General features: G+C 36.7%; 17 protein-coding genes. All 17 read right to left on the bottom strand.

Annotation, left to right across the window (positions count from 1 at the left end; all coding sequences use genetic code 11):
* Position 1: 1 nt before the first annotated feature.
* The 17 genes from IGL32_RS04880 to IGL32_RS04800 all read right to left on the bottom strand — a co-directional run bounded on the left by IGL32_RS04880 (position 2) and on the right by IGL32_RS04800 (position 19,040).
* Entirely contained in the window at positions 2-766 is a 765-nt protein-coding gene (locus IGL32_RS04880) for an endonuclease/exonuclease/phosphatase family protein (RefSeq protein WP_002365532.1), read from the bottom strand.
* Complete coding sequence (locus IGL32_RS04875) at positions 747-1,664, bottom strand: acetylxylan esterase (RefSeq protein WP_430600098.1); 918 nt, start codon at positions 1,662-1,664, stop codon at positions 747-749. Before IGL32_RS04875 ends, IGL32_RS04880 begins: the two co-directional genes overlap by 20 nt.
* Positions 1,657-2,250 carry a DUF624 domain-containing protein gene (locus IGL32_RS04870; protein WP_002357898.1) on the bottom strand — a complete coding sequence of 198 codons (594 nt, stop codon included), beginning with the start codon at positions 2,248-2,250 and terminating at the stop codon, positions 1,657-1,659. Before IGL32_RS04870 ends, IGL32_RS04875 begins: the two co-directional genes overlap by 8 nt.
* 56 nt (positions 2,251-2,306) lie before the next feature.
* Positions 2,307-3,905 carry an ABC transporter substrate-binding protein gene (locus IGL32_RS04865; RefSeq protein WP_002357899.1) on the bottom strand — a complete coding sequence of 533 codons (1,599 nt, stop codon included), beginning with the start codon at positions 3,903-3,905 and terminating at the stop codon, positions 2,307-2,309.
* A gap of 17 nt (positions 3,906-3,922) precedes the next feature.
* Positions 3,923-4,804: a carbohydrate ABC transporter permease gene (locus IGL32_RS04860; RefSeq protein ID WP_002357901.1), complete on the bottom strand. Its 882-nt coding sequence runs from the start codon at positions 4,802-4,804 to the stop codon at positions 3,923-3,925.
* A gap of 14 nt (positions 4,805-4,818) precedes the next feature.
* Complete coding sequence (locus IGL32_RS04855; protein WP_002382199.1) at positions 4,819-5,730, bottom strand: ABC transporter permease; 912 nt, start codon at positions 5,728-5,730, stop codon at positions 4,819-4,821.
* 291 nt (positions 5,731-6,021) lie between these two features.
* A complete protein-coding gene (locus tag IGL32_RS04850; protein ID WP_016633884.1) occupies positions 6,022-6,912 on the bottom strand; it encodes a metallophosphoesterase in 891 nt (296 codons plus the stop codon).
* Between the two features lie 257 nt (positions 6,913-7,169).
* A complete protein-coding gene (locus tag IGL32_RS04845; protein ID WP_002397195.1) occupies positions 7,170-7,844 on the bottom strand; it encodes an AP2 domain-containing protein in 675 nt (224 codons plus the stop codon).
* A complete protein-coding gene (locus IGL32_RS04840) occupies positions 7,795-9,285 on the bottom strand; it encodes a helix-turn-helix domain-containing protein (RefSeq protein ID WP_002379356.1) in 1,491 nt (496 codons plus the stop codon). The genes IGL32_RS04845 and IGL32_RS04840 overlap by 50 nt, the downstream gene beginning before the upstream one ends.
* A gap of 411 nt (positions 9,286-9,696) precedes the next feature.
* The gene (locus IGL32_RS04835; protein WP_156210059.1) at positions 9,697-10,953 is read right to left on the bottom strand and encodes an NADPH-dependent oxidoreductase; all 1,257 of its coding nucleotides are present in this window, start codon (positions 10,951-10,953) and stop codon (positions 9,697-9,699) included.
* An 18-nt stretch (positions 10,954-10,971) separates the two neighbouring features.
* On the bottom strand, positions 10,972-11,580 hold the full coding sequence (locus tag IGL32_RS04830; protein WP_002357907.1) for an NADPH-dependent FMN reductase: 609 nt from the start codon (positions 11,578-11,580) through the stop codon (positions 10,972-10,974).
* Between the two features lie 26 nt (positions 11,581-11,606).
* Positions 11,607-12,542, bottom strand: a complete 936-nt coding sequence (locus tag IGL32_RS04825; protein ID WP_033624238.1) for an FAD:protein FMN transferase — start codon at positions 12,540-12,542, stop codon at positions 11,607-11,609.
* 219 nt (positions 12,543-12,761) lie between these two features.
* Positions 12,762-13,652, bottom strand: coding sequence for a helix-turn-helix domain-containing protein (locus IGL32_RS04820; RefSeq protein ID WP_002399965.1), 891 nt, complete (start codon positions 13,650-13,652; stop codon positions 12,762-12,764).
* A gap of 184 nt (positions 13,653-13,836) precedes the next feature.
* Positions 13,837-15,165, bottom strand: coding sequence for an amidohydrolase (locus tag IGL32_RS04815; protein WP_010713492.1), 1,329 nt, complete (start codon positions 15,163-15,165; stop codon positions 13,837-13,839).
* On the bottom strand, positions 15,149-16,933 hold the full coding sequence (locus IGL32_RS04810; protein WP_016633882.1) for an adenine deaminase: 1,785 nt from the start codon (positions 16,931-16,933) through the stop codon (positions 15,149-15,151). The genes IGL32_RS04815 and IGL32_RS04810 overlap by 17 nt, the downstream gene beginning before the upstream one ends.
* Positions 16,909-17,973: an ABC transporter substrate-binding protein gene (locus IGL32_RS04805; protein WP_002379352.1), complete on the bottom strand. Its 1,065-nt coding sequence runs from the start codon at positions 17,971-17,973 to the stop codon at positions 16,909-16,911. Before IGL32_RS04805 ends, IGL32_RS04810 begins: the two co-directional genes overlap by 25 nt.
* Before the next feature lie 26 nt (positions 17,974-17,999).
* Complete coding sequence (locus IGL32_RS04800; protein ID WP_002413403.1) at positions 18,000-19,040, bottom strand: ABC transporter ATP-binding protein; 1,041 nt, start codon at positions 19,038-19,040, stop codon at positions 18,000-18,002.
* Positions 19,041-19,044: the final 4 nt, after the last annotated feature.

Here is a 19,044-nt window from a genome sequence, read left to right as displayed (position 1 = left end):
CTCACCTTTCTTCAATACATACTTCTGCTTCTAAAGGAAAATGGTCGGAGGGAAAACGTCCATCGATACTATCTGTTAAACTTGCGGTTTGCTGTACTTGCCAACCTTTTACATAAATATAATCAATTTCTTCTAATTCCGCCCAAGGTTTTGTGTAAGTAAAATTTTGAAATGTTCCTCTTGGGCCATAATGAGTAGCTAAATTTTTGCTATCTTGAAATTTTTTTTGAACAAGTTGATGAACCTCTTCCCCCGACTCTGCATTAAAATCGCCCATTAATAAAGTTGGATACTGTGCAATTTTGTCATGTAACTCCTCTAAGATAACGGTCATTCCTGCTAAACGAGCATGAGCTGAAATATGATCCAAATGAACATTGATGACTAAAAAAGGCGTATTTTGAGTCGTTTCCTTAAATAGTCCCCACAAAGCAATTCTTGGACAGCCAGCTTCAGGATGGATACTTGGCTGCTGAGGTGTTTCAGATAACCAAAAATACCCTGTATCAATAGCCTGAACTTTTTGTTCGTTATAGAGAATCGCTAGTCCTTCTCCTTGACCATCCCCTTCTCTTTCCGCAGAAAGACAGGTGAATGTTGTATACGCCTTTAAATCCCTGACTTGATTCGGTCGTACTTCTTGAATACAACAAAGGCTCCAATCATGAAAATTGATTAACTGACAAACAGCCTCTTTACGAAAAGACCATTGCCAATCTTGGTCATACTCTGTATCTACCCGGACATTATACGTAGCTATTTTCATTTTTAACCTCCTGCAATAGTTGTTGAATTTGACGCATTTCACGACGGATCTGAGTTGTTTCACCGCCACCATGGCCTTTTTTCCAATACACTCTGACTGCTTTTCTTGCCTTTATCTGATGATAAGAAGGGAAAAAATCTTTCATTGGACATATCGGATCGTGACTCCCAACAGAAGCAAAGACTGGATTTTTAATTTGCGAAACAAAGTGGCGACTATCAAAATAAGGAAGAGCCGCGGCAATTTTTTCATGCGCTTGAGGATGCTCTTGTAAGTACTGATGAATAATTTGATACGAACCCGTTCCTTCTGCTACTCGATTTTCTAAACAAGAATGACTTGGAACATCTGCAAAAGTAGCTAAAATCGGGAAGTCGACTAAACTGTTCACCATTAACACTACGCCACCCCCTTGGGAACCACCACGAAGAATGATTTGGTCCTGATTAATTTCAGTAAAGGTCCGCACCACTTCTACGCTACGTAAATGGTCGGCAAACAAGCGGCGTTGGTACCAATCTTCTTTGTCTAGAAATCCTCGTCCCATTGGTGCTTCATGCCAAATTGTTTGATATGGCACGCGATCTTTGGTTAATCCCCCTTGACCTCGATTATCAATGACAAAACAAGCACAACCAATTTGTGTCCAATGAGCAAATTGCCAAGGTTCTTGAATATGATTCATATAGCCTAAACAGTCAATCACTATTGGCTGTTTCCCCGCCGTTTTAGGAAGTAACAAATAGCCAAAGATGCGCTCACCTAGGAAACTTAAAAAGTCGACCTGTTCCACTTGAACATTTTCCAATGGATAGTCAATGACCCGCCGATGGATATCTAGCGGTATTTTTTGAAGTTCTTCCTTTGTCTTTTCCCAAAACTCAAAATACTCATTCATGTTCCACACCTAACACTTTCTGAAAAAACGCAACTTGAAGAAAAGCCGTTGTCCCGAATCCTAACGCAATATATAAAAACAAATTAAGCTTATAGAAAAAAACAAACGTTAAAAGAGGTAAAATAAACAAAATAATCGCATTTGCACTATTACTTAAGACCACATAAACCGTCTCACCTAGTGTCTTTTTAACGGACCAATTAAAAACGGAAAAGAGAAAAAGAAAACTCGTCAAAAATAATGCAACAAAACTTAATAGAAAAATAGCTAAGAAACCTAAACTAGTGGCTATTTTAAATAAACTTGTTACGACAATACCGCCCAGTAAAAAAGCAACGAACAAGACACCTGTTAAAATAAAACCTCGCATGATATTATTTTTTAATGCTGTCCAAAACGTTCGCAAAACAGGAATATCTTTTTCACGATACAAACGATAGATCGTTCGATACAACGCAATTAAGCCGACACCGCTAAAGATGCCTGTTATACAGGTAATTAAAAAGAGAAAATTAATAATGATCAAGTTGGCAATAAAAGAAAAAATCCGATAATACCAACCTTCATATGCAAATAGCTTATTCATATTAAAAGAGAAAAGCGGATTTCTCGTTGCTTTATCCGCTTTTCTCTCCTCCTCTCTTACTTAAGTTTGTCTCTGTTTTCCGCCATTTTCTCAGATTTTATTTTTTCAATTGCATCCCATTTATTTGATTTTAAGAATGCTTTGTAGTCTTCTAAAGATTTGTCAAAGGCTTTATCATCTTTCGCACGAATCATTGAAATAACGGTTGTATTTAGTTTGGTTTCAATCGCTTCATTCGCCCGAGCTTCCGGCGTTCCTGCATCTGGATTAATATTTTCAATTACGAAATGTGGGACTAATTTTCCTTTGCCCCATTCTTGCATTTGCGTTAAAGCACTTTCCATTGGTACTTTTAGTTTATTGACACGGTCGTTGTTAAAGTATAGGAAACGACTAATGCCATATTTTTTGTTATAGGCATCATTGTCTGTTTGTTCTAATTTTTTCACTTCTGGTAAATAATCAATTTTCCCTTGATCATTGTACGCATAAGTAACTCCTTCAACGCCATATTTTGTTAAAATTTGTCCTGGTTCATCAATTAAATATGTGAATAGTTGAGTGACTTTCGCTGGATCTTTCGCATCTTTCGTAATGTAATTACTTAACCAACCTGAAATGCCGGTTTGATTTAATGTTGGTTTTCGGCCAGAAGTGCTACTTGGTCCATCAATGGCTATATAACGTGTGCCAGATTTTTTCATAAATTCTGTAAAGTTCCCACCTTGACCGCTGGTTCCAGCAACGAGCATGGTTGCATAATTTCCTTGTTTCACTTTTTCATCAAACGTTGCCCCATCATCTGTGAAGCTATCATCACTAATATTTCCTGCTCGGTAAACATCATTAAATGTTTTTAACCATTCTAAATATTCTTTATCTAAATTTCGATCATAGTATTTACCATTTTTATCCTCTAAAGGAACACCTAAGAAGTCTTGTAATTTGTCTAAAAATGGTCCTGCACCATCGCCCACTGTGGTGAAGCCCATTGGGGTCATCTCAGGATATTTTTCTTTAATCTGTTGCATGACTTTTTCAAAATTTTCTGGTGTTGAAACGTCTGGCTTGCCTAATGCATTATAGACATCTTCACGAATAACAAAATTATCATTTACTGGGATATTTCCACTTTCATAATCCGCTTTTGTATTAGAGTAATTAGGGTAACCATATGTTTTTCCATCCTCTAAGGCATACCATTTAAACGTATCTTGGTTAACAACTTTCATTAAATAGGGGTCATATTTTTTAGCTAAATCGTTTAAAGAATAGGCCCAAGAATCTGCTTTCAATGCTGCTTGTCCAGTTTTTTCAGTTAATGTCACGATATCAGGCATATCTCCACTTGAAATCATGGCATTTAATTTTGAATCATCGCCGGAAATAAATTCAATATCCACATTTAAGTCTTTTTTAATCTGCGCAGTGGTCACGTCTTTTCCAAAAGGCAGCGCCGTCCAATCTGAGTTAATATACCATTTAATCTTGGTCGGTTCTTTCTTCTTATCTAACTTCCAAGCAGGCGTCTTTTCATCTAATTCATACCGATCCTTAATTGAGACATCTGAGCTAGCTTTCTTTTCCCCACCGCTACAGGCCGCTAAACTAACGACCGCCGTTGCCACCAATAAACCGCCTAAAACTTTTTTCATATTGTTCCCTACTTTCTTTATTCTTTTACTGCACCGGCCATCATACCGCCGATAAAGTGTTTTTGTAGTAATGGATAAATGATTAAAATTGGTATCGTTGTAATGACAATTGTTGCCAGCTGAACACCACGTGTCGTTGCCTGCACCACCATATCTGTACTGCCGCTCTCTGTCATGGTACTCAAGTTTGATTGAACAATAATTTCATAAATTTTCATCTGCAATGGATACAGATATTCTTTGGTAATATATAATTTTGTGGTCATAAAGTCATTCCATTGACCAACCCCATTAAATAAAATGATGGTGGCTAATGCCGGTTTTGTTAAAGGTAAAAAGATTTTATAAAAAATTTGAAACTCACTGGCGCCGTCTATTTTGGCGGATTCTTCTAAAGATGGTGGAATTTCTCGGAAAAAGTTCATTAAGATAACTACATCATAATAGCTAAATAAAGCTGGAATGATATATACCCAGAAGGTATCTAAGAGTCCTAATGACTTAATCAAAAGATACGTGGGAATCATGCCCCCACCAAAGTACATTGTAATGACACCCATCGTTGTATAAATGTTACGCCCGACTAGTCTAGATTTACTAAGTCCATAGGCGACAATCGCACAGAACAGTGTATGCGTCGACGCACCAATAACTGTTTTTAAAACAGAAATCAAAAACGCTCGCGGAATGCTACTATCCGAAAAAACTTTCCGATAATTTTCTAGCGTAAATCCTTTCGGCCATAAAACCAAGCCTTTACCGGCTAAACCCGAACTTGACGAAACTGAGGAAACTAAAATATTCCAAATTGGCACGATAATTAATAAAGAAAACAACACAAGAATTAACGTATTGAAAAAGTAAAACCATTTGTTTTCTTTTGATTTTCTTTTAATCACAGCTGTTGCCTCCTTTATAAAATAACCGACCGACCATTGTTCATTTTTCTAGTAATGCGATCTGTAATGACTAATAAAACAATTGAAATAACAGAAATCCCTAAACCAACTGCCGTCGCATAAGAAAAGTCCCCTTGCGTTAGCCCCATACGATAAACAAATGAATTAATTACTTCTGATTTGTTTTGGTTTTGAGCATTCATTAAAACCAACGTTTGATCTAAGTTCGATCCCAATAAACCGCTAACATTTAGAATTAAGTTCAACGAAATAATCGGCGCTAATAAGGGCAAAGTAATCGTTCGGATTTGTGTTAATTTTGAAGCACCATCAATTCTCGCGGCTTCATAAAACGTTGGATCAATGCGAGACATACCAGCAAGATAGAGAATCGTGCCCCAACCTACTTCTTTCCACAAATCAGAAAGAACAGCAATCCACCAATACTTATCAGGATCTAACAAATGATTGACGCCCTGATTCATTAAGCCTAACGACATCATGACTTGGTTGATAAAGCCATTTGTTGAAAGCCACGAAATCAACATCCCGCCTAAAACGATCCAAGAAAAAAAGTGCGGAATATAAGAAATTGTCTGAATCACTTTTTTTAAATGTCCATCTCTCATTTCAAAAATCATTACCGCTAAGATAATCGGAATAGCGAATCCTAAAAAAAGTTTCATTAAACTAATCGCTAAGGTATTACGAACTGCTTCCCAAAAAAAACTATCTTCCATAATGATTCGAAAATTTTCAAGTCCAACCCATGGTGCAGAAGAAACCGTGTCAACAATCGTATAATTTTTAAAAGCAATGATAATTCCATAAATTGGAATGTAGTTAAAGACAATCATGAATGCTACACCCGGAAGTACCATCCAATGCAATTGCCGCTGATCATAAAACTTTTTTAGTTTTTTCATAAGCAGGGTTCCTTTCTTTTTAGTGAAACGTTTCTACAAACAGATTATACATTCACTTCAAACAGTTGTAAACCCTTACATTATGGTTTTATTTAAAAATAACAGCATTAAAAAGCGCTATAGACCATTTATAAAGAAATTATTTCCCCTGCTTCTTTTTCCATAAAAATACTCTTTTCTAGATATTTTAAAGCATTTTATAGAAACGTTTCACCAAAATATGAACATCTTTTTCTTAAAAATAATTCTGTTAAATAACAGAAAAAAGTCTGGTCAATCCGACCAGACTTTTTAAATATAGATAGTAAAATGTGTAATTTCAGGGATCACCCCAAAACGGGCATGAATGGCGGTCGTTCCTAAGCCTGTATTAACATATAGTTGCGTTTCTTGGTCCAACTGATACAATCCTCTGGTATACTTTTCTGCTAAAACATTTGTGATTGGATAAAAAGGAATCCAAATTTGTCCGCCATGGCTATGTCCTGCTAAAACTAACTGTGTACCCGTACCAACAAATGCATCCGCGACATCTGGTTCATGGGTCATTAATAACGCATAGTCATACGTTTCTCGATAGGATAATGTTTCTGAAACGGAAGGATTTCCCAATAACGAGTCATCTAAACCACCAATAAAAAGACGGCGTCCATCTGCTAAGGTTACTGTTTCTCCTTGGTTTTTCATAACGGTAAAGCCACTGGCCTCCATGACTTCATCATACACCGCAGAAGCACCGCCACCATAATCATGATTTCCCCAAACTGCATATTTTCCAATTGTCGCTTGTAACTGTTTTAACTTTTCAATCATCGGTTCTTTTTGTTGCGGATTTTTGGCATAATTGTCAAATAAATCACCTGTAAAAACGATAATATCTGGTTTTTCACGATTGACTTTTTTTATGACTTTATCTAACCGCTTCGTCTCATAAAATTCTGAAACTTGTATATCCGAAAGTTGCACAACATTCAATGGTTCTCGTTGATTTTTCTTTCCCAAAGTCACCTGATTAACGTGAACTAAATTCGGCTCAATCTTCCACGCATAGATTGGGAGTGAGATAATTAAGAAAAAAAATAAGAGCATTATACTTAAACCAATTTTTTTAACCACATCACTCGCTCCTTTCTTTTCTTTGATTTCCGAAGACTTAGTATAGAGAAAAATCTTCTTAACCACAATCTAAAACAAAGGAAATTAAGGCTTTGTTAAACAACCTAAAGAATTTCCACAATCTCTTATCCTTTTCTTAGCTTTTTTATAAAAAAAGCTAGATAATTTCATCTGTCGATGAAATTATCTAGCTAGAACATTCTTCTCTTAATGATGATGTTTTCGAAACGTTTGATAACCAATTAAGCAAAATAAAATCCCCAATAAAATCATTCCAGTTACTGAAAATAAGCCTGCTAACATCTTTCGCATCCTCTCTGTCGCTAAACTTCCTTATTTGTAGTCACTATTTCTTGTTGTAAAATTGGTTGAAATAGACGACGTTCTGCTAATTTTCTTGCTAAAATTGCTTCACTTTTTTTCGTAAAGATACCTAAGTTATGGCGCTTGCCTTTCAAAGAGATATAAGCCAGCCATTTCCCAGAAGCGGTCTGGCTCACTCCTTTGTGTCCACTGCTATTATTTTTGGGGCGTTTACTTTGTAACTTCCCTGGAATTACGCCAGCAACTCTTTGTCGGTAATCCTTCTTTTTACGATGACCGCAACTTTTGGTATGGCCATTCAACAAATTTTCACAGCGAACCCAGCAAGATTGTCCGCACGAACACAGACAATACGCTTTCATTGTCTGTTGAATACTTTCAATCCGTACCACGACTAATTCATGATAGTTTTTTTTCAACATTGTTTGATAGCGATGGTGAGCACATTTCGTTCGATACCCACGAATTAGTTGTCTTCTTGAAGCTTCTGCATAGCTCCCACAAGAACAGCGACAGGCCCAAACAATCAGCCCTTCTTTTCTTTTTGCCGTTGGTGCTACTACTGTCAACTCACCAAACTTTTGACCAGTTAAGTCTTTATAGTTAACTGCTTGTCTCAATTGACTATCCTTCGTATTCTTGTTCTCGCCACATCTCGATTGGGTCTCTCTCATAGTGCTCATTTTTCTGAGTCTCTCCCTTTCTTAGTTCTCTGACTACCTCAGCAAATACTTGCCAATCTTTTGTTTCCGGCAAATGACGCCATGTCAATTGACGACACCGTACTTTCGAACTATAAAAATCGGACAAATACAAATCGGTTTCTAAGGTTAATTTGTGATCAATCATAACATCCATATAATTGAAAGAAGCAATAATTTTTGCAATAAAGCGGTTATAATCCTCCCCACCAGAAAAATCAACAAATACATGAATCGTTTTTTCAATTGCGCAAAAAGAACGATCATTTAACAAACAAAACATAAAATCATAGTATAGATGCACGCGTTCATACATTAAAAATCGTTTTTGATACAGCGACTCTGTCTTTTGTATAAAACCATCTAAGGCGCGATGAATTTGAGGAAACCGCTCTTCAAAGAAACTGCTCTGCTTGGCGGGAATAAATGCAGCCACCGAAAAGTATAGGCGGTCCCAGCGATAACAAATCAACTTTAATTTTTCTTTTGTTTCCACCGTAATTCGCTTTTCAAAGAAAGGAATAACACTATTCATATGATCAATAAATTCGTCTAACATGGTTAACTTATCTGGAAAAACAATCGGACTATCAATGTATTCATTTAAACTTAAAAAAAGAAAAATATATGAAGTCTCTTTGCCAAAATCCTCTTTAAAAAGAGGGGTTTCGCTTGTATAAATTTTTTCAAACGCATGCTGTAAACAGCTAGGCACATGAACTTCCGTAAAAGAGTCCACTACATGATCAGAAAATACACGAAAACGTTGGATCGTTAAAAGAATAAATAGTTGTGCGCTTTGATTAAGACTAAACGTTCTTTGATACATCAGTTGTAAATCGTTTATAAATCGTTTAATGCCAGGACTATTTTCCAGCAAAATGTTAGGCAGCCTTTCTTGATTACTTCCATAAAAATAATACAAGCATTGAAAACAAAAACTTCGGATATTTTTCTCTTCTCCAACCAAGCCTGTTGACTTTAATTTAATATGCCAATTAGCTAAAATCAGATTTAGTTTATACGAGAAGGCATAAATTTTGCTTTTGCTCATAAAATGAATTTGAGAAAATTCTTGAATCGTGTGCTTTTGATAGAGGCCCACATCAAGAAGCAACTTGGCCATTAGTGATTGATCAAAATAATATTTTCTTAAGGCTTGATAATCAATTTGCGATAATTTTTGCGCACTAATCAGTCCTTTAGCTGGAAAAAGAATTTGACTCCTTGAAGAAATCTGTGTACATTCATAATTTATTTGACGGCACAACGATTCTAACTTTTGAGTGGATAAATCAAAATATCCATAAAATTCTTCTTTTAATAATGGACCTTCACTATTCATAAAAGTTTGATAAATAAGTAATTTATCTCGGAATTCTTGGTCTAATAATTCATCTAACAAAGTAGTCACATTTTCAACTCCAAACTATCACGCCTTAAGTATCTATTTTTTTAACAAGACGTGAGTGTCAATCTTGCTTATTTTTTCCACAAATTTAAAAATGATTCTTTCAATATTTAGGAATCTTCATAGAAAAGTATTATTTTAACAAAAAAAAGCCCCCTTGCGTCACCAAGGAGGCTTTTTTTGTTATTTTTTTACTTTAAATTTAAAGAAAAGCTGATTTGTTTGACTAATTTTCTGTTTCTTTTCTAGCCTATTCGTCAAAAATGATTGAAACTTTTGGTTCGTCTTCTATACTATCTTCCTATAAAGTTCTTACTCTTTTAAGTATCAGCTTCTGTCAATAAAAGTCCTCATTTGGCATTGCTAATCTGAATACAGTATGACTACTTGTTGCCGCTATTTTTTGCTGTTATTTTACTCTTTAATTGAAGCGCTAGAAACGCTGTCAACTGTTGGCTTTTCGGTCGCTGACTCTTCTTCATGGACTGATGCACTTGAGACACTATCTGCCGTTTCTGGCGCTTCTTTTTTGGAGGCACCACTGACTGCATCGACGTTTTTTCCACCGACTAATTCTTGCCCAGTTTGTTTTAAATACCAATCAACAATTGGTTTAAAGTCTAAAATATACTCATTAATTCCCGCGTAATTTCCATTATCATCATACATCGCTTGATAGTTATGCACTACATAGGTATCTGGTCCGTGCATTGGAACATGAACGCGAATAGCATCTGTTTTTCCTGACCGTAATTGTTGAATCACCCATTCTACATTTTTCAATGCTTTTGGCGGATGGCAATTCGCTAATGGATTACCAACTTGTCCTGGTTGCCGTTTAGCAAACATTTCTTCAGCAGCCATTTTTTTATTGTAATATAAAAATTGATTGTTACTGTCTGCGTAAGTCAATTCCATTGGCATTGATTTTAAGAAATAATTTAGCTGATCTACGGTTAAAATGCCTCGATCTAATTTTACATATGTGTCGCCTTCCACAGCCTGAACCGCTTCTGCTGCTTGTTCTACCCAATCATCTGCTGCCATATCAACCTCTTCGATCGTTGTTTCAATGGTTCCTTTTGCATGTAAATCTTCAGGTAAGTCTTTTGGCTTAGCCCCTTCTAATTTTGAAATCACATCAATGAATTCCACGAATTTTTGTAATGTGCTTTCTAAAAATTGACGTGTTCCCTCCGCAATTAAGTTGCCGTTTTCATCAAATGCTTCTTTCGCTTTTCCTAATAAAAACTCGTTTCCAGGCATCACGATTGCATTGACACCAGGTGCATCAAGAATTTGACGGAGATGTAATTGCGCACGCGAGGTTCCTTGATCATAATAAGAGCAACCAACAATCATTACTGGTTTATTTTCCAGCGGATGAATTTTGAAAGATAACCATTCTAACACACTTTTCAAACCGGCAGGAATGGTATGGTTATGTTCGGGCGTCGCAATAATTACGCCGTCTGCTTGTAAAATTTTGCGATTCATATTCTGAATCAAGACACTGTTCGTTTGATCCTTACTTTGATTAAACATTGGAATATCTTTAATTTCTAAAATTTCCAAGTCGAACATTTTATAAAACTCTTTGCCAATATATTGCAGTAGTAACCGATTATAAGAAGAATCAGCGTTTGATCCGACGATCCCAATTAATTTCATTTTATTCACTCCATTTCGTTAAATCGTTTCCCATGAGAAATTTTCTGCTTCTTTTTTATTTTGCGCATGCGCATGTTTCAGCTGTTCTGTAATTTCAATAAATACACAAAAATCTGCAAACAAACCAGCTAGTTTATCTATTTGTTCTGAATCTTTTAACGCATTGTTTTCATCAAAAGCTTGTAAGGAATGCGCTAATAGAAATTCAGAGCTTGGCATAATTCGTGCTTTCAATTCAGGAGCATCTAAAATTTGACGCAGATGCGCTTGTGCTCTAGAGGAACCTAACGTGCCATAGGATGCACCAGTAATCATAACTGGTTTATCAACAAACGGAAAAATCCCGTAAGATAACCAACTTAGGGCATTCATCAAAGAAGCCGGCACCGCATGGTCATATTCAGGCGTACTGATAATGACGCCATCTGCTGCTTCAATTTTCTCAGCAACCGTTTTAACTATTTCTGGCAAAACTTTGTCTTCAGGCTTGTTAAACATAGGAAAGTCAACAATTTCAACTAGTTCAATGTCAGCCTCCTGCGCAAAATAGTGTTGCATAAATTGCAAAAGTTGACGATTGGTTGATTGCTCTGAGTTCGTTCCTACTAAGCCGATAATTTTTTTCATAATGAGCTGTCCTTTCTTTTTCGGTTCTATGAATGGATAATGTGAAGAGTATCTGCTAACCCACTGCTATATAAAATTTGCTGGTCTTGTGTAATGATGACTCCTTCAATCCCATCTAGTTGATTGAGGATTTCAAGCGCTTCTGGAATTGGATAACCAAATAAACGCGTTGTCCAAATCTCACCATCCACTGAAGCATCCGAGATAATTGTGATGCTGGCCATTTCAGTTTCCAATGGGTAACCGGTTGTCGGATCCAACAGATGGTGATAGACTCGCCCAGCTTCGGTTAAACTTCTTTCATAAATGCCCGACGTCACAACCGATTGATTAGCCACTTCGACAAGTAAGCTGATTGTTTCTCTGGATTCTTGCGGATTGCGAATACCAATTCGCCATTTTTTGTTTTGATGCATAGAGGGCCCCAACGTCACAATATTGCCGCCCAGATTAATCAAAGCAGACGTCACATGGACTTCTTTCAAATAGGCAATTAGTAAATCAGCGATATAGCCTTTTGCTAAAGCCCCCAGATCTAATTTCATTCCTTCTTCTTCCAAAAAAACCGTTTGTTTTAAGGGATTTAAGTGAATCTTTTCTGGATTAATTTTTTTCAAACAGGCTTTAATCTCCTTTTCTGACGGGACACGGGCATCTTTAAAACCAATTCGCCACGTTTGAACTAACGGGCCAATGGTAACATTCAAATGACTAGCTGGATCACAACTATGTTTTTTCCCTAATGTAATTAATTGATACAACTCTGGATGAACGCTGACTGGTTTTTGCCCAGCTTGTTGATTGACAGCCATCAGTTCCGAAGTGGAATCATTTGCACTAAAACGTTGTTCATAAGTGATCAATCGTTGGTGCACTTCTTCTAGAATTTTTTCAGGTTCTTCATGGTCTACAAATACATCTATTACTGTGCCCATCAAATAAATAGTTTGACTTTGTTGCACCTCAAGACTTCCTCTCCACGAAAGATTGTGTTTTGTTTCACATTTATTCACAAATGAATCATACGCCTTTATTTGATGTCAGTCAAGTCGTTTATATATTTTTTTATATAAAATAACGACCTTAAAATTTTCATTTAAGGTCGTAACGCGTCTTGAACTCTTTTAAAAAACGCTTTTTTTATTATATTTTGAAAATAAATATATAATTTTCTATATAAACTAATTCCCCTTAGATAAAATTGTTTCTTTCAATGTTTGAATTGCTTCCAACAAGATGCGGTTTTTATTGATTTTTGCATACGCGCGGGCATCTTGTAGTAGTTCTAAAATTTGCTCTTGCGGCTTTTCTTCAGCTAAGGCATTTTTCGCAAGTTGGAAAGCTGCTCTTGCCAAATAATATGTGACGTGATTATCAGAACAGATGGAAATCGCATACTCTAACAAAGCATCACTTGTTTCTAAATCGCCTTTTTCTGCATAAAAAACACCACAGTGAAAGACAACATTTAATACTCGCCAAGTATCTTCCATTGATTGAATAGTATAGAGATAAATTTCCTTGAAGACCTTATTGAAATAAAATTCCGCTTTCTCAATTTCGCCTTCTTTGGCATAGGCCATGCCAATTCCAGTAAAAGCTAACAAACGGTAAATATCGCTCGTGTATTTTTGCTCTTCAAACAGAAGTTTTTCAAAGGTAAATAAGCAATCCATCAACGAAGCATTTTGAAAAATCATGACAAAGCCTTGTAAATAATAATATTCTAATAACAGTTGGGAATCTTTGATTTCATCAAAAGGAATATTTTTTAAAATTGTTTGCAATTGGTCATGTTCGCTGGTAATCAAGAAGAATTCTGCTTCTTCCATTTTTTCAAGAATTTCAGGTTGTTTAATCCCTACGCGCGGGAAGAGTTCCCCCAAAGGTAGCTCTAAACGATTACATAGTTGAATCAATATTTTTAAAGTTGGGACTTGACCATTCTTTTCAAAGCGACTAACCGTAACTTGCGTACAAATCCCTTTAGCTAATTCACTTTGCGACAAACCACGTGCTTTGCGTTTTTCTATAAACCGTTGTATATTCATTGCTTTTCCTCTCATTCTCATCTTCTCAAACTTACTATAATACAACTTACCTTAAAAATATATATAGAAAAAGAAAAATGTTTATAACAAAAAAGAACACAGACAACTCTTTCATTAAAAGTTTGTCTGCGCTCTATTAGAACCTGAATCACTAAACGTCAATCCAGCGTTATTTAATCAATCCGATACGTCCTACTTGCTCTGTTTAGAGAGCAGCTCTCTTTTTAGCTTCTTTCACAAACGTATTCATGGCCTGATATAATTTTTCCTTGATTTCTTTGAGATTAGCTTGTTGTAATTCTTTATTGGCAACTAACTGTTGACCGTTCACCCAAACGGCTTCAACATTGCTAGCATTTGCTGAATAAACCAATGCTGAATAGGCATCAAAAATCGGAAACATATTAACTGATTGCGTTTCAATTAATGCTATATCCGCTTTTTTGCCCACTTCCAATGAGCCGACTTGCTCCGCCAAGCCTAACGTTTTAGCGCCCCCCATCGTTGCCAGATAAACAATTTCTTTCGCAGGAAACAAGGAGCGATCTTGGTGTGCTGTCTTATGAAAATTCGCAACCATACGCATTTGGGTGAATAAATCTAATGTATTCCCACTACTAGGTCCATCCGTGCCTAAACCGACAATAATCCCTTGATCAAGCATTTGCTTAATCGGCGCTACGCCTTTGGCTGATTTAGTATTCGCACCGATACAATGAGCGACACGCGCTTTTCCATTAGTAGCAGCTAAACTCGCAAGATCTTCATCTGTTGCCAAAATACAATGCGCTAAAATAAACGGCTCGCTCAAATAACCCAGTTCTTCTAAGAAAGCAATTGGTGTTTTTTGATAGGCTTTTTCAAACTCAGCCATTTCATAAGTCATTTCAGCAACGTGCATGGTCACAGGAACTTGGTATCGCCGACTAAGTTCAATAATTTTTGCCAACACTTCTGGTGAGTTGGTATTCGGTGCATGCGGCGCAAGCATAGGCGTAATCAGCGGATGTCCTTGCCAGTTGCGAATAAAGGTTTCCGCGTAAAAAAGACCGCCTGAAGGTTCCGGACTATCACAAGTGGGCATATCAATGATCGTCTCTCCGAGCAAAGCACGAACACTCATTTTTTTACAACTTTTAGCAATTTCATCTTCAAAATAATACATATCACAGAAGCTCGTAATACCACTCAGTAACATTTCAGCAATTGCATAATCACTACTGCATCCTACTAATTCTTTTGTCATGAATTGTTCTAATGGAAAAAGAAAACGCCGGAGTCGATCTGGCACATCGTCTCCTAACGAACGAAACGGAATCATGCCTACATGGGTATGGGTGTTAATCATCCCAGGCATTAAAATTCCATTTTGACCATCGATTACTTGATTTGCAGCCATTCGCTTTTCATCAAGTGTGGTCATTGGTGCTAATTCCACAATTGTGTCTTCTTCAATCACTAAATAGCCGGCTTTGATTTCTGAAAATTGCTCATCCATTGTTAGTATATGCACATTTTTAATGAGTGTTTTCATGCAAAAGAACTCCATCCTCTGGATAAACTAATGGATAGAAACGTTGTGACTTCGTATCCATCATCCCAAAATCTGTCACTTTAATGGCTGGCGAGACAGGCAATGATAGTGTGGAAAAGGACATGATTTCATTCATATTTTGATAGCCTAACGCTTGCATAGCTTGTCGAACTTTTTGTAAAGAAGCGCCTAATTGTTCAATCGGTGCTTGCGATAAAATCCCACCAATTGGTAAAGGACAAGTTGCCATCACTTGCTGATCCGAAGCAACCAAATAGCCGCCTTGCATCGCTAATAATTCATTCTGCGCTAACAGAATATCCTCAATCGTATTACCCATCACCATTAAATTATGATGATCATGGGCCCAGGTTGTCGCAATGGCTCCTTTCTCGGAAAGGGGTTGATCCATTAAAGAAAAAGAAATATTACCATTTTTTCCGTAACGTTCCATCACAATTAATAAGGCACAGTTGGCTTTTTGCCATTGCAACAATCCATTTTCAACAGGAATTTCTTTTGTAATTCGCTCTGTAAATGTACCAATTTCTTGTTTTTGAATCACATTACAACGAACTGTTTCTTTTGTTGTAGCCACCTTTAAAAGTAAATCTTCTTCTGTTAACTTTTTACATTGGATGGTTTGTTGGTACGCGGCTGGAAACTCTTCGATTTTTTCTGGATAATGGAAGGGCTCGCCTTTTTCAAAAACAACCTTTCCAGATTTATAAACCGTAGTAATATCAAAACTTTCTAAGTCATTTAATAACAAAAAGTCAGCTTTTTTACCAGGTGCAATTTCGCCACGATCATGGAGACCCATTCGTTTGGCCGGCGTATAAGTTGCCATATAAATGGCTTTTTCGATAGGCAATCCTGCATGAACGGCTTTTTTGACATTTTCATTTAGATGACCTTTTAGCAAATCATCAGCCATCACGTCATCCGTGATAATACTTGCATAATTGTAGAAGTCATTGTCTACTATCACCTGAATGTTTTCAGGAGTGATTGATTTATTTTGAAATTGAATAAAGACGCCCGCTTCAATTTTTTCTTTTAACGTTTTAGGAAATTGATGGGTATGATCTGAAGTGATACCACTATATAGAAAATCTGCTAACTCTTGATCTTCGATTTTAGGACAGTGGCCTTCTAAAGGCATGGTTGGTCGTTGTTTTTGACACAAATCGATAATTTGACGAATTAAAGAATCTGGCTCATAGGAAATCCCTTTAAAATTCATGGCTTCCCCCAAACAAATCACTTTTGGCTCTTTGAGTAATTCTGCTACTTCTGCTAAGCCGATAATCCCACCAGTTGTTTCTAATTCGGGAGTGGTCGAAGGAACCGAGGAAGGAATTGCGTGAAAGATATCTAGTTCTGTTTCAGCGGCCATAAAAGCTTTTAAGCCTTCTAAGCCAAATACATTAGCCATTTCATGGGCATCGGCAATCACCGTTGTCACACCGTAACGCACTACTGCTTTGGAAAAAATAGTAGGTGTCGTCATGGAACTTTCAATATGCATGTGTGCATCAATTAAGCCGGGAATCATCCATTGATTCTCGGCATTAATTGTTTTTTGGGGCTGCAAATTGACGTTCTCTTCTTCATAAATGTAATAAAATTTATCATTTTTAATCGCAACATTTCGTTGAACGAATGTTTGAGTGACTGTTTGATACAGCCACACATTTTTTAGTAATACATCGACGTTCATTTTGTCCCTCTTTTCTAAAACTATTGATTCATCGTCCGATTCCATTGATCAATCCAATCCGCTAGTTGACTATTAATAAAATTAAAATCGACTGTTTTGGCACGTTCGGCAATGGCACCATATGTTTTATTTTTCGCTTCTTTTTCGCTTAACGTTACTTGTTGATTTGTAGGTCCTTCATTTAACGAAATCGCTTTGGCCTTTTGTGATTCTTCACTAATCCGTGCGTTAACAAATTTAAAGGCGGTTTCTTTGTTTTGTGCTTTTTTAGGAATATTGACTGTATTATAGTTGGCATACGTGCCGCTTTCTGGAACGATATACGTCACGTTTTCTGCTGCGCCTTGAATAATATCAACCGCAAAATCAGCAACCACAGCTGCTTCAATTTCACCAGATTGGAACATATTAGCTAAGTCTGACGATTTTGAATACGTTTTAACAACGTTTGGTTTTAATTCTTTCATCGCTTCAAAAGCGGCCTTCCCGTTATCTTTTGTAATATCTTGACCAGCATGTTCACTAGCAACGTATAACATTAAAGGACCTGCCGTCGTGGCAACGTCTGGAACAGAAATTTTACCTTTCAAATCAGCTGACCATAAGTCATCCCAGTTTTTAATTTCTTTGCCTAATTTTTCTTTGTTGTAAACAATCCCGATACTGTTTACAGCGATTGGTACGCCAGCACCACTTTCAAAAACCTCTTTTGCTCCCGGCGTTAACTGACTTAAATTAGGTACTTCTTTTTCTGTAATTTTTTCAAATAACCCATCTTTTCCACCTTGTGCTGCATTTGCTTGTGCTAATTCAATGACATCAATTCCCGCATTGGGATTATTTTTTAATTTCGTAAAGCGGTCTGCGCTATTGCCTACTTCTAAGGTAACTTTCGCTTCATTCTCTTTTTCAAATGGAGCGATAATGTCTTTTTTGACAATATCTTCACTTAATCCGAAAGTTGAAACGACTAAAGCATTACTTCCACCTTTGCTCTCGCTTTTCGTAGTTGCTTCGCTGTTTCCACAAGCAGTCATTAATAACGTTGCAGCGACTAATGTCCCTAAAATTACGCGTTTTTTCATTTTTAAATCTTCCTCCAAAATGGTTTTTATTTTTCTAAAATAACTAATTTCTCAGCTGGAAAAGCCAAGTGAATGGTTTCGTTTGTTTCATATAACTGTTCACTTGTTCCATTAACCAGCAATGTACCTAACGCTGTTTCCACTTCATATTGATAGCTTTTCCCTAAAAATGTTCGGACAGCGACAGTACCTGCGACAGTATTAGTAGCAGCTTCTGAAACAATCTCAATGTCCTCTGGACGAATCGTTGCCACCGTCGTTGTAACATTTGGTTCAGGATTAGTCGTTTTCACTATTTGATTTGTTTGTGTCCGATAATGACCGGCTTCCATTTTTTCGACAGAGAAAAAGTTTTCAAAACCGATAAATTCTGCAACAAACTTAGTACGAGGCAAACGATAAATCGTTTCTGGTGAATCATATTGTTCAATCACGCCATTATTCATAATGGCCACTTTATCTGAAATAGAAAAACATTCTTCTTGGTCATGTGTGACAAAAACTGTCGTAATGCCTAATTGTTGTTGAATCCGTTTGATTTCAATCCGCATTGCCACTCGCAATTTTGCATCTAAATTACTCAACGGTTCATCTAGTAGTAATAGTTTAGGTTCGATAATCAGAGCACGTGCTAGCGCAACCCGCTGTCTTTGACCACCAGATAATTGTTTTGGATAACGGTCGCCCAAGCTTTCTAAACCACATACTTTTAGCATTTCCGTGACTTTTTGGTCCATGGTTTGTTTGTTTTCTTTGCGTAATTTCAGCCCAAAAGCGACATTTTCTGCAATCGTTAAATGGGGAAATAACGCATAGCTTTGAAAAACCATCCCGAAGTTTCTTTTATGGACAGGAACCTTTGTTAGTTCTTCTTGGTCAACGAAAAACTGTCCGTCGTTTGGCTTAATTAATCCAGCAATCACTCTTAGCGTAGTCGTTTTACCACAACCACTCGGTCCTAATAAAGAAACTAATTCTCCTTTTTCCATTGAAATATTTAAATCTTTTAAAATATCTTGTTTTCCGTCATAGCTGACGCGAATATCTTTTAAATCCACAAAAGTCAAAATT

This window comes from Enterococcus sp. AZ035 (assembly GCF_050548325.1).
In the GTDB taxonomy this organism is placed as follows: domain Bacteria; phylum Bacillota; class Bacilli; order Lactobacillales; family Enterococcaceae; genus Enterococcus; species Enterococcus faecalis.
The sequence above is the reverse complement of the archived record's forward strand: the minus strand, read 5'-3'. Positions and strand labels throughout refer to the sequence as shown.

Bases quoted from the DNA above. Each gene is read 5' to 3' on its own strand.
- IGL32_RS04880 (WP_002365532.1), bottom strand. From the start codon at position 766: ATGAAAATAGCTACGTATAATGTCCGGGTAGATACAGAGTATGACCAA.
- IGL32_RS04820 (WP_002399965.1), bottom strand. From the start codon at position 13,652: ATGAGAATGAGAGGAAAAGCAATGAATATACAACGGTTTATAGAAAAA.
- IGL32_RS04815 (WP_010713492.1), bottom strand. From the start codon at position 15,165: ATGAAAACACTCATTAAAAATGTGCATATACTAACAATGGATGAGCAA.
- IGL32_RS04835 (WP_156210059.1), bottom strand. From the start codon at position 10,953: ATGAAATTAATTGGGATCGTCGGATCAAACGCTGATTCTTCTTATAAT.
- IGL32_RS04875 (WP_430600098.1), bottom strand. From the start codon at position 1,664: ATGAATGAGTATTTTGAGTTTTGGGAAAAGACAAAGGAAGAACTTCAA.
- IGL32_RS04845 (WP_002397195.1), bottom strand. From the start codon at position 7,844: ATGAGAGAGACCCAATCGAGATGTGGCGAGAACAAGAATACGAAGGAT.
- IGL32_RS04870 (WP_002357898.1), bottom strand. From the start codon at position 2,250: ATGAATAAGCTATTTGCATATGAAGGTTGGTATTATCGGATTTTTTCT.
- IGL32_RS04855 (WP_002382199.1), bottom strand. From the start codon at position 5,730: ATGAAAAAACTAAAAAAGTTTTATGATCAGCGGCAATTGCATTGGATG.
- IGL32_RS04830 (WP_002357907.1), bottom strand. From the start codon at position 11,580: ATGAAAAAAATTATCGGCTTAGTAGGAACGAACTCAGAGCAATCAACC.
- IGL32_RS04810 (WP_016633882.1), bottom strand. From the start codon at position 16,933: ATGGAATCGGACGATGAATCAATAGTTTTAGAAAAGAGGGACAAAATG.
- IGL32_RS04805 (WP_002379352.1), bottom strand. From the start codon at position 17,973: ATGAAAAAACGCGTAATTTTAGGGACATTAGTCGCTGCAACGTTATTA.
- IGL32_RS04865 (WP_002357899.1), bottom strand. From the start codon at position 3,905: ATGAAAAAAGTTTTAGGCGGTTTATTGGTGGCAACGGCGGTCGTTAGT.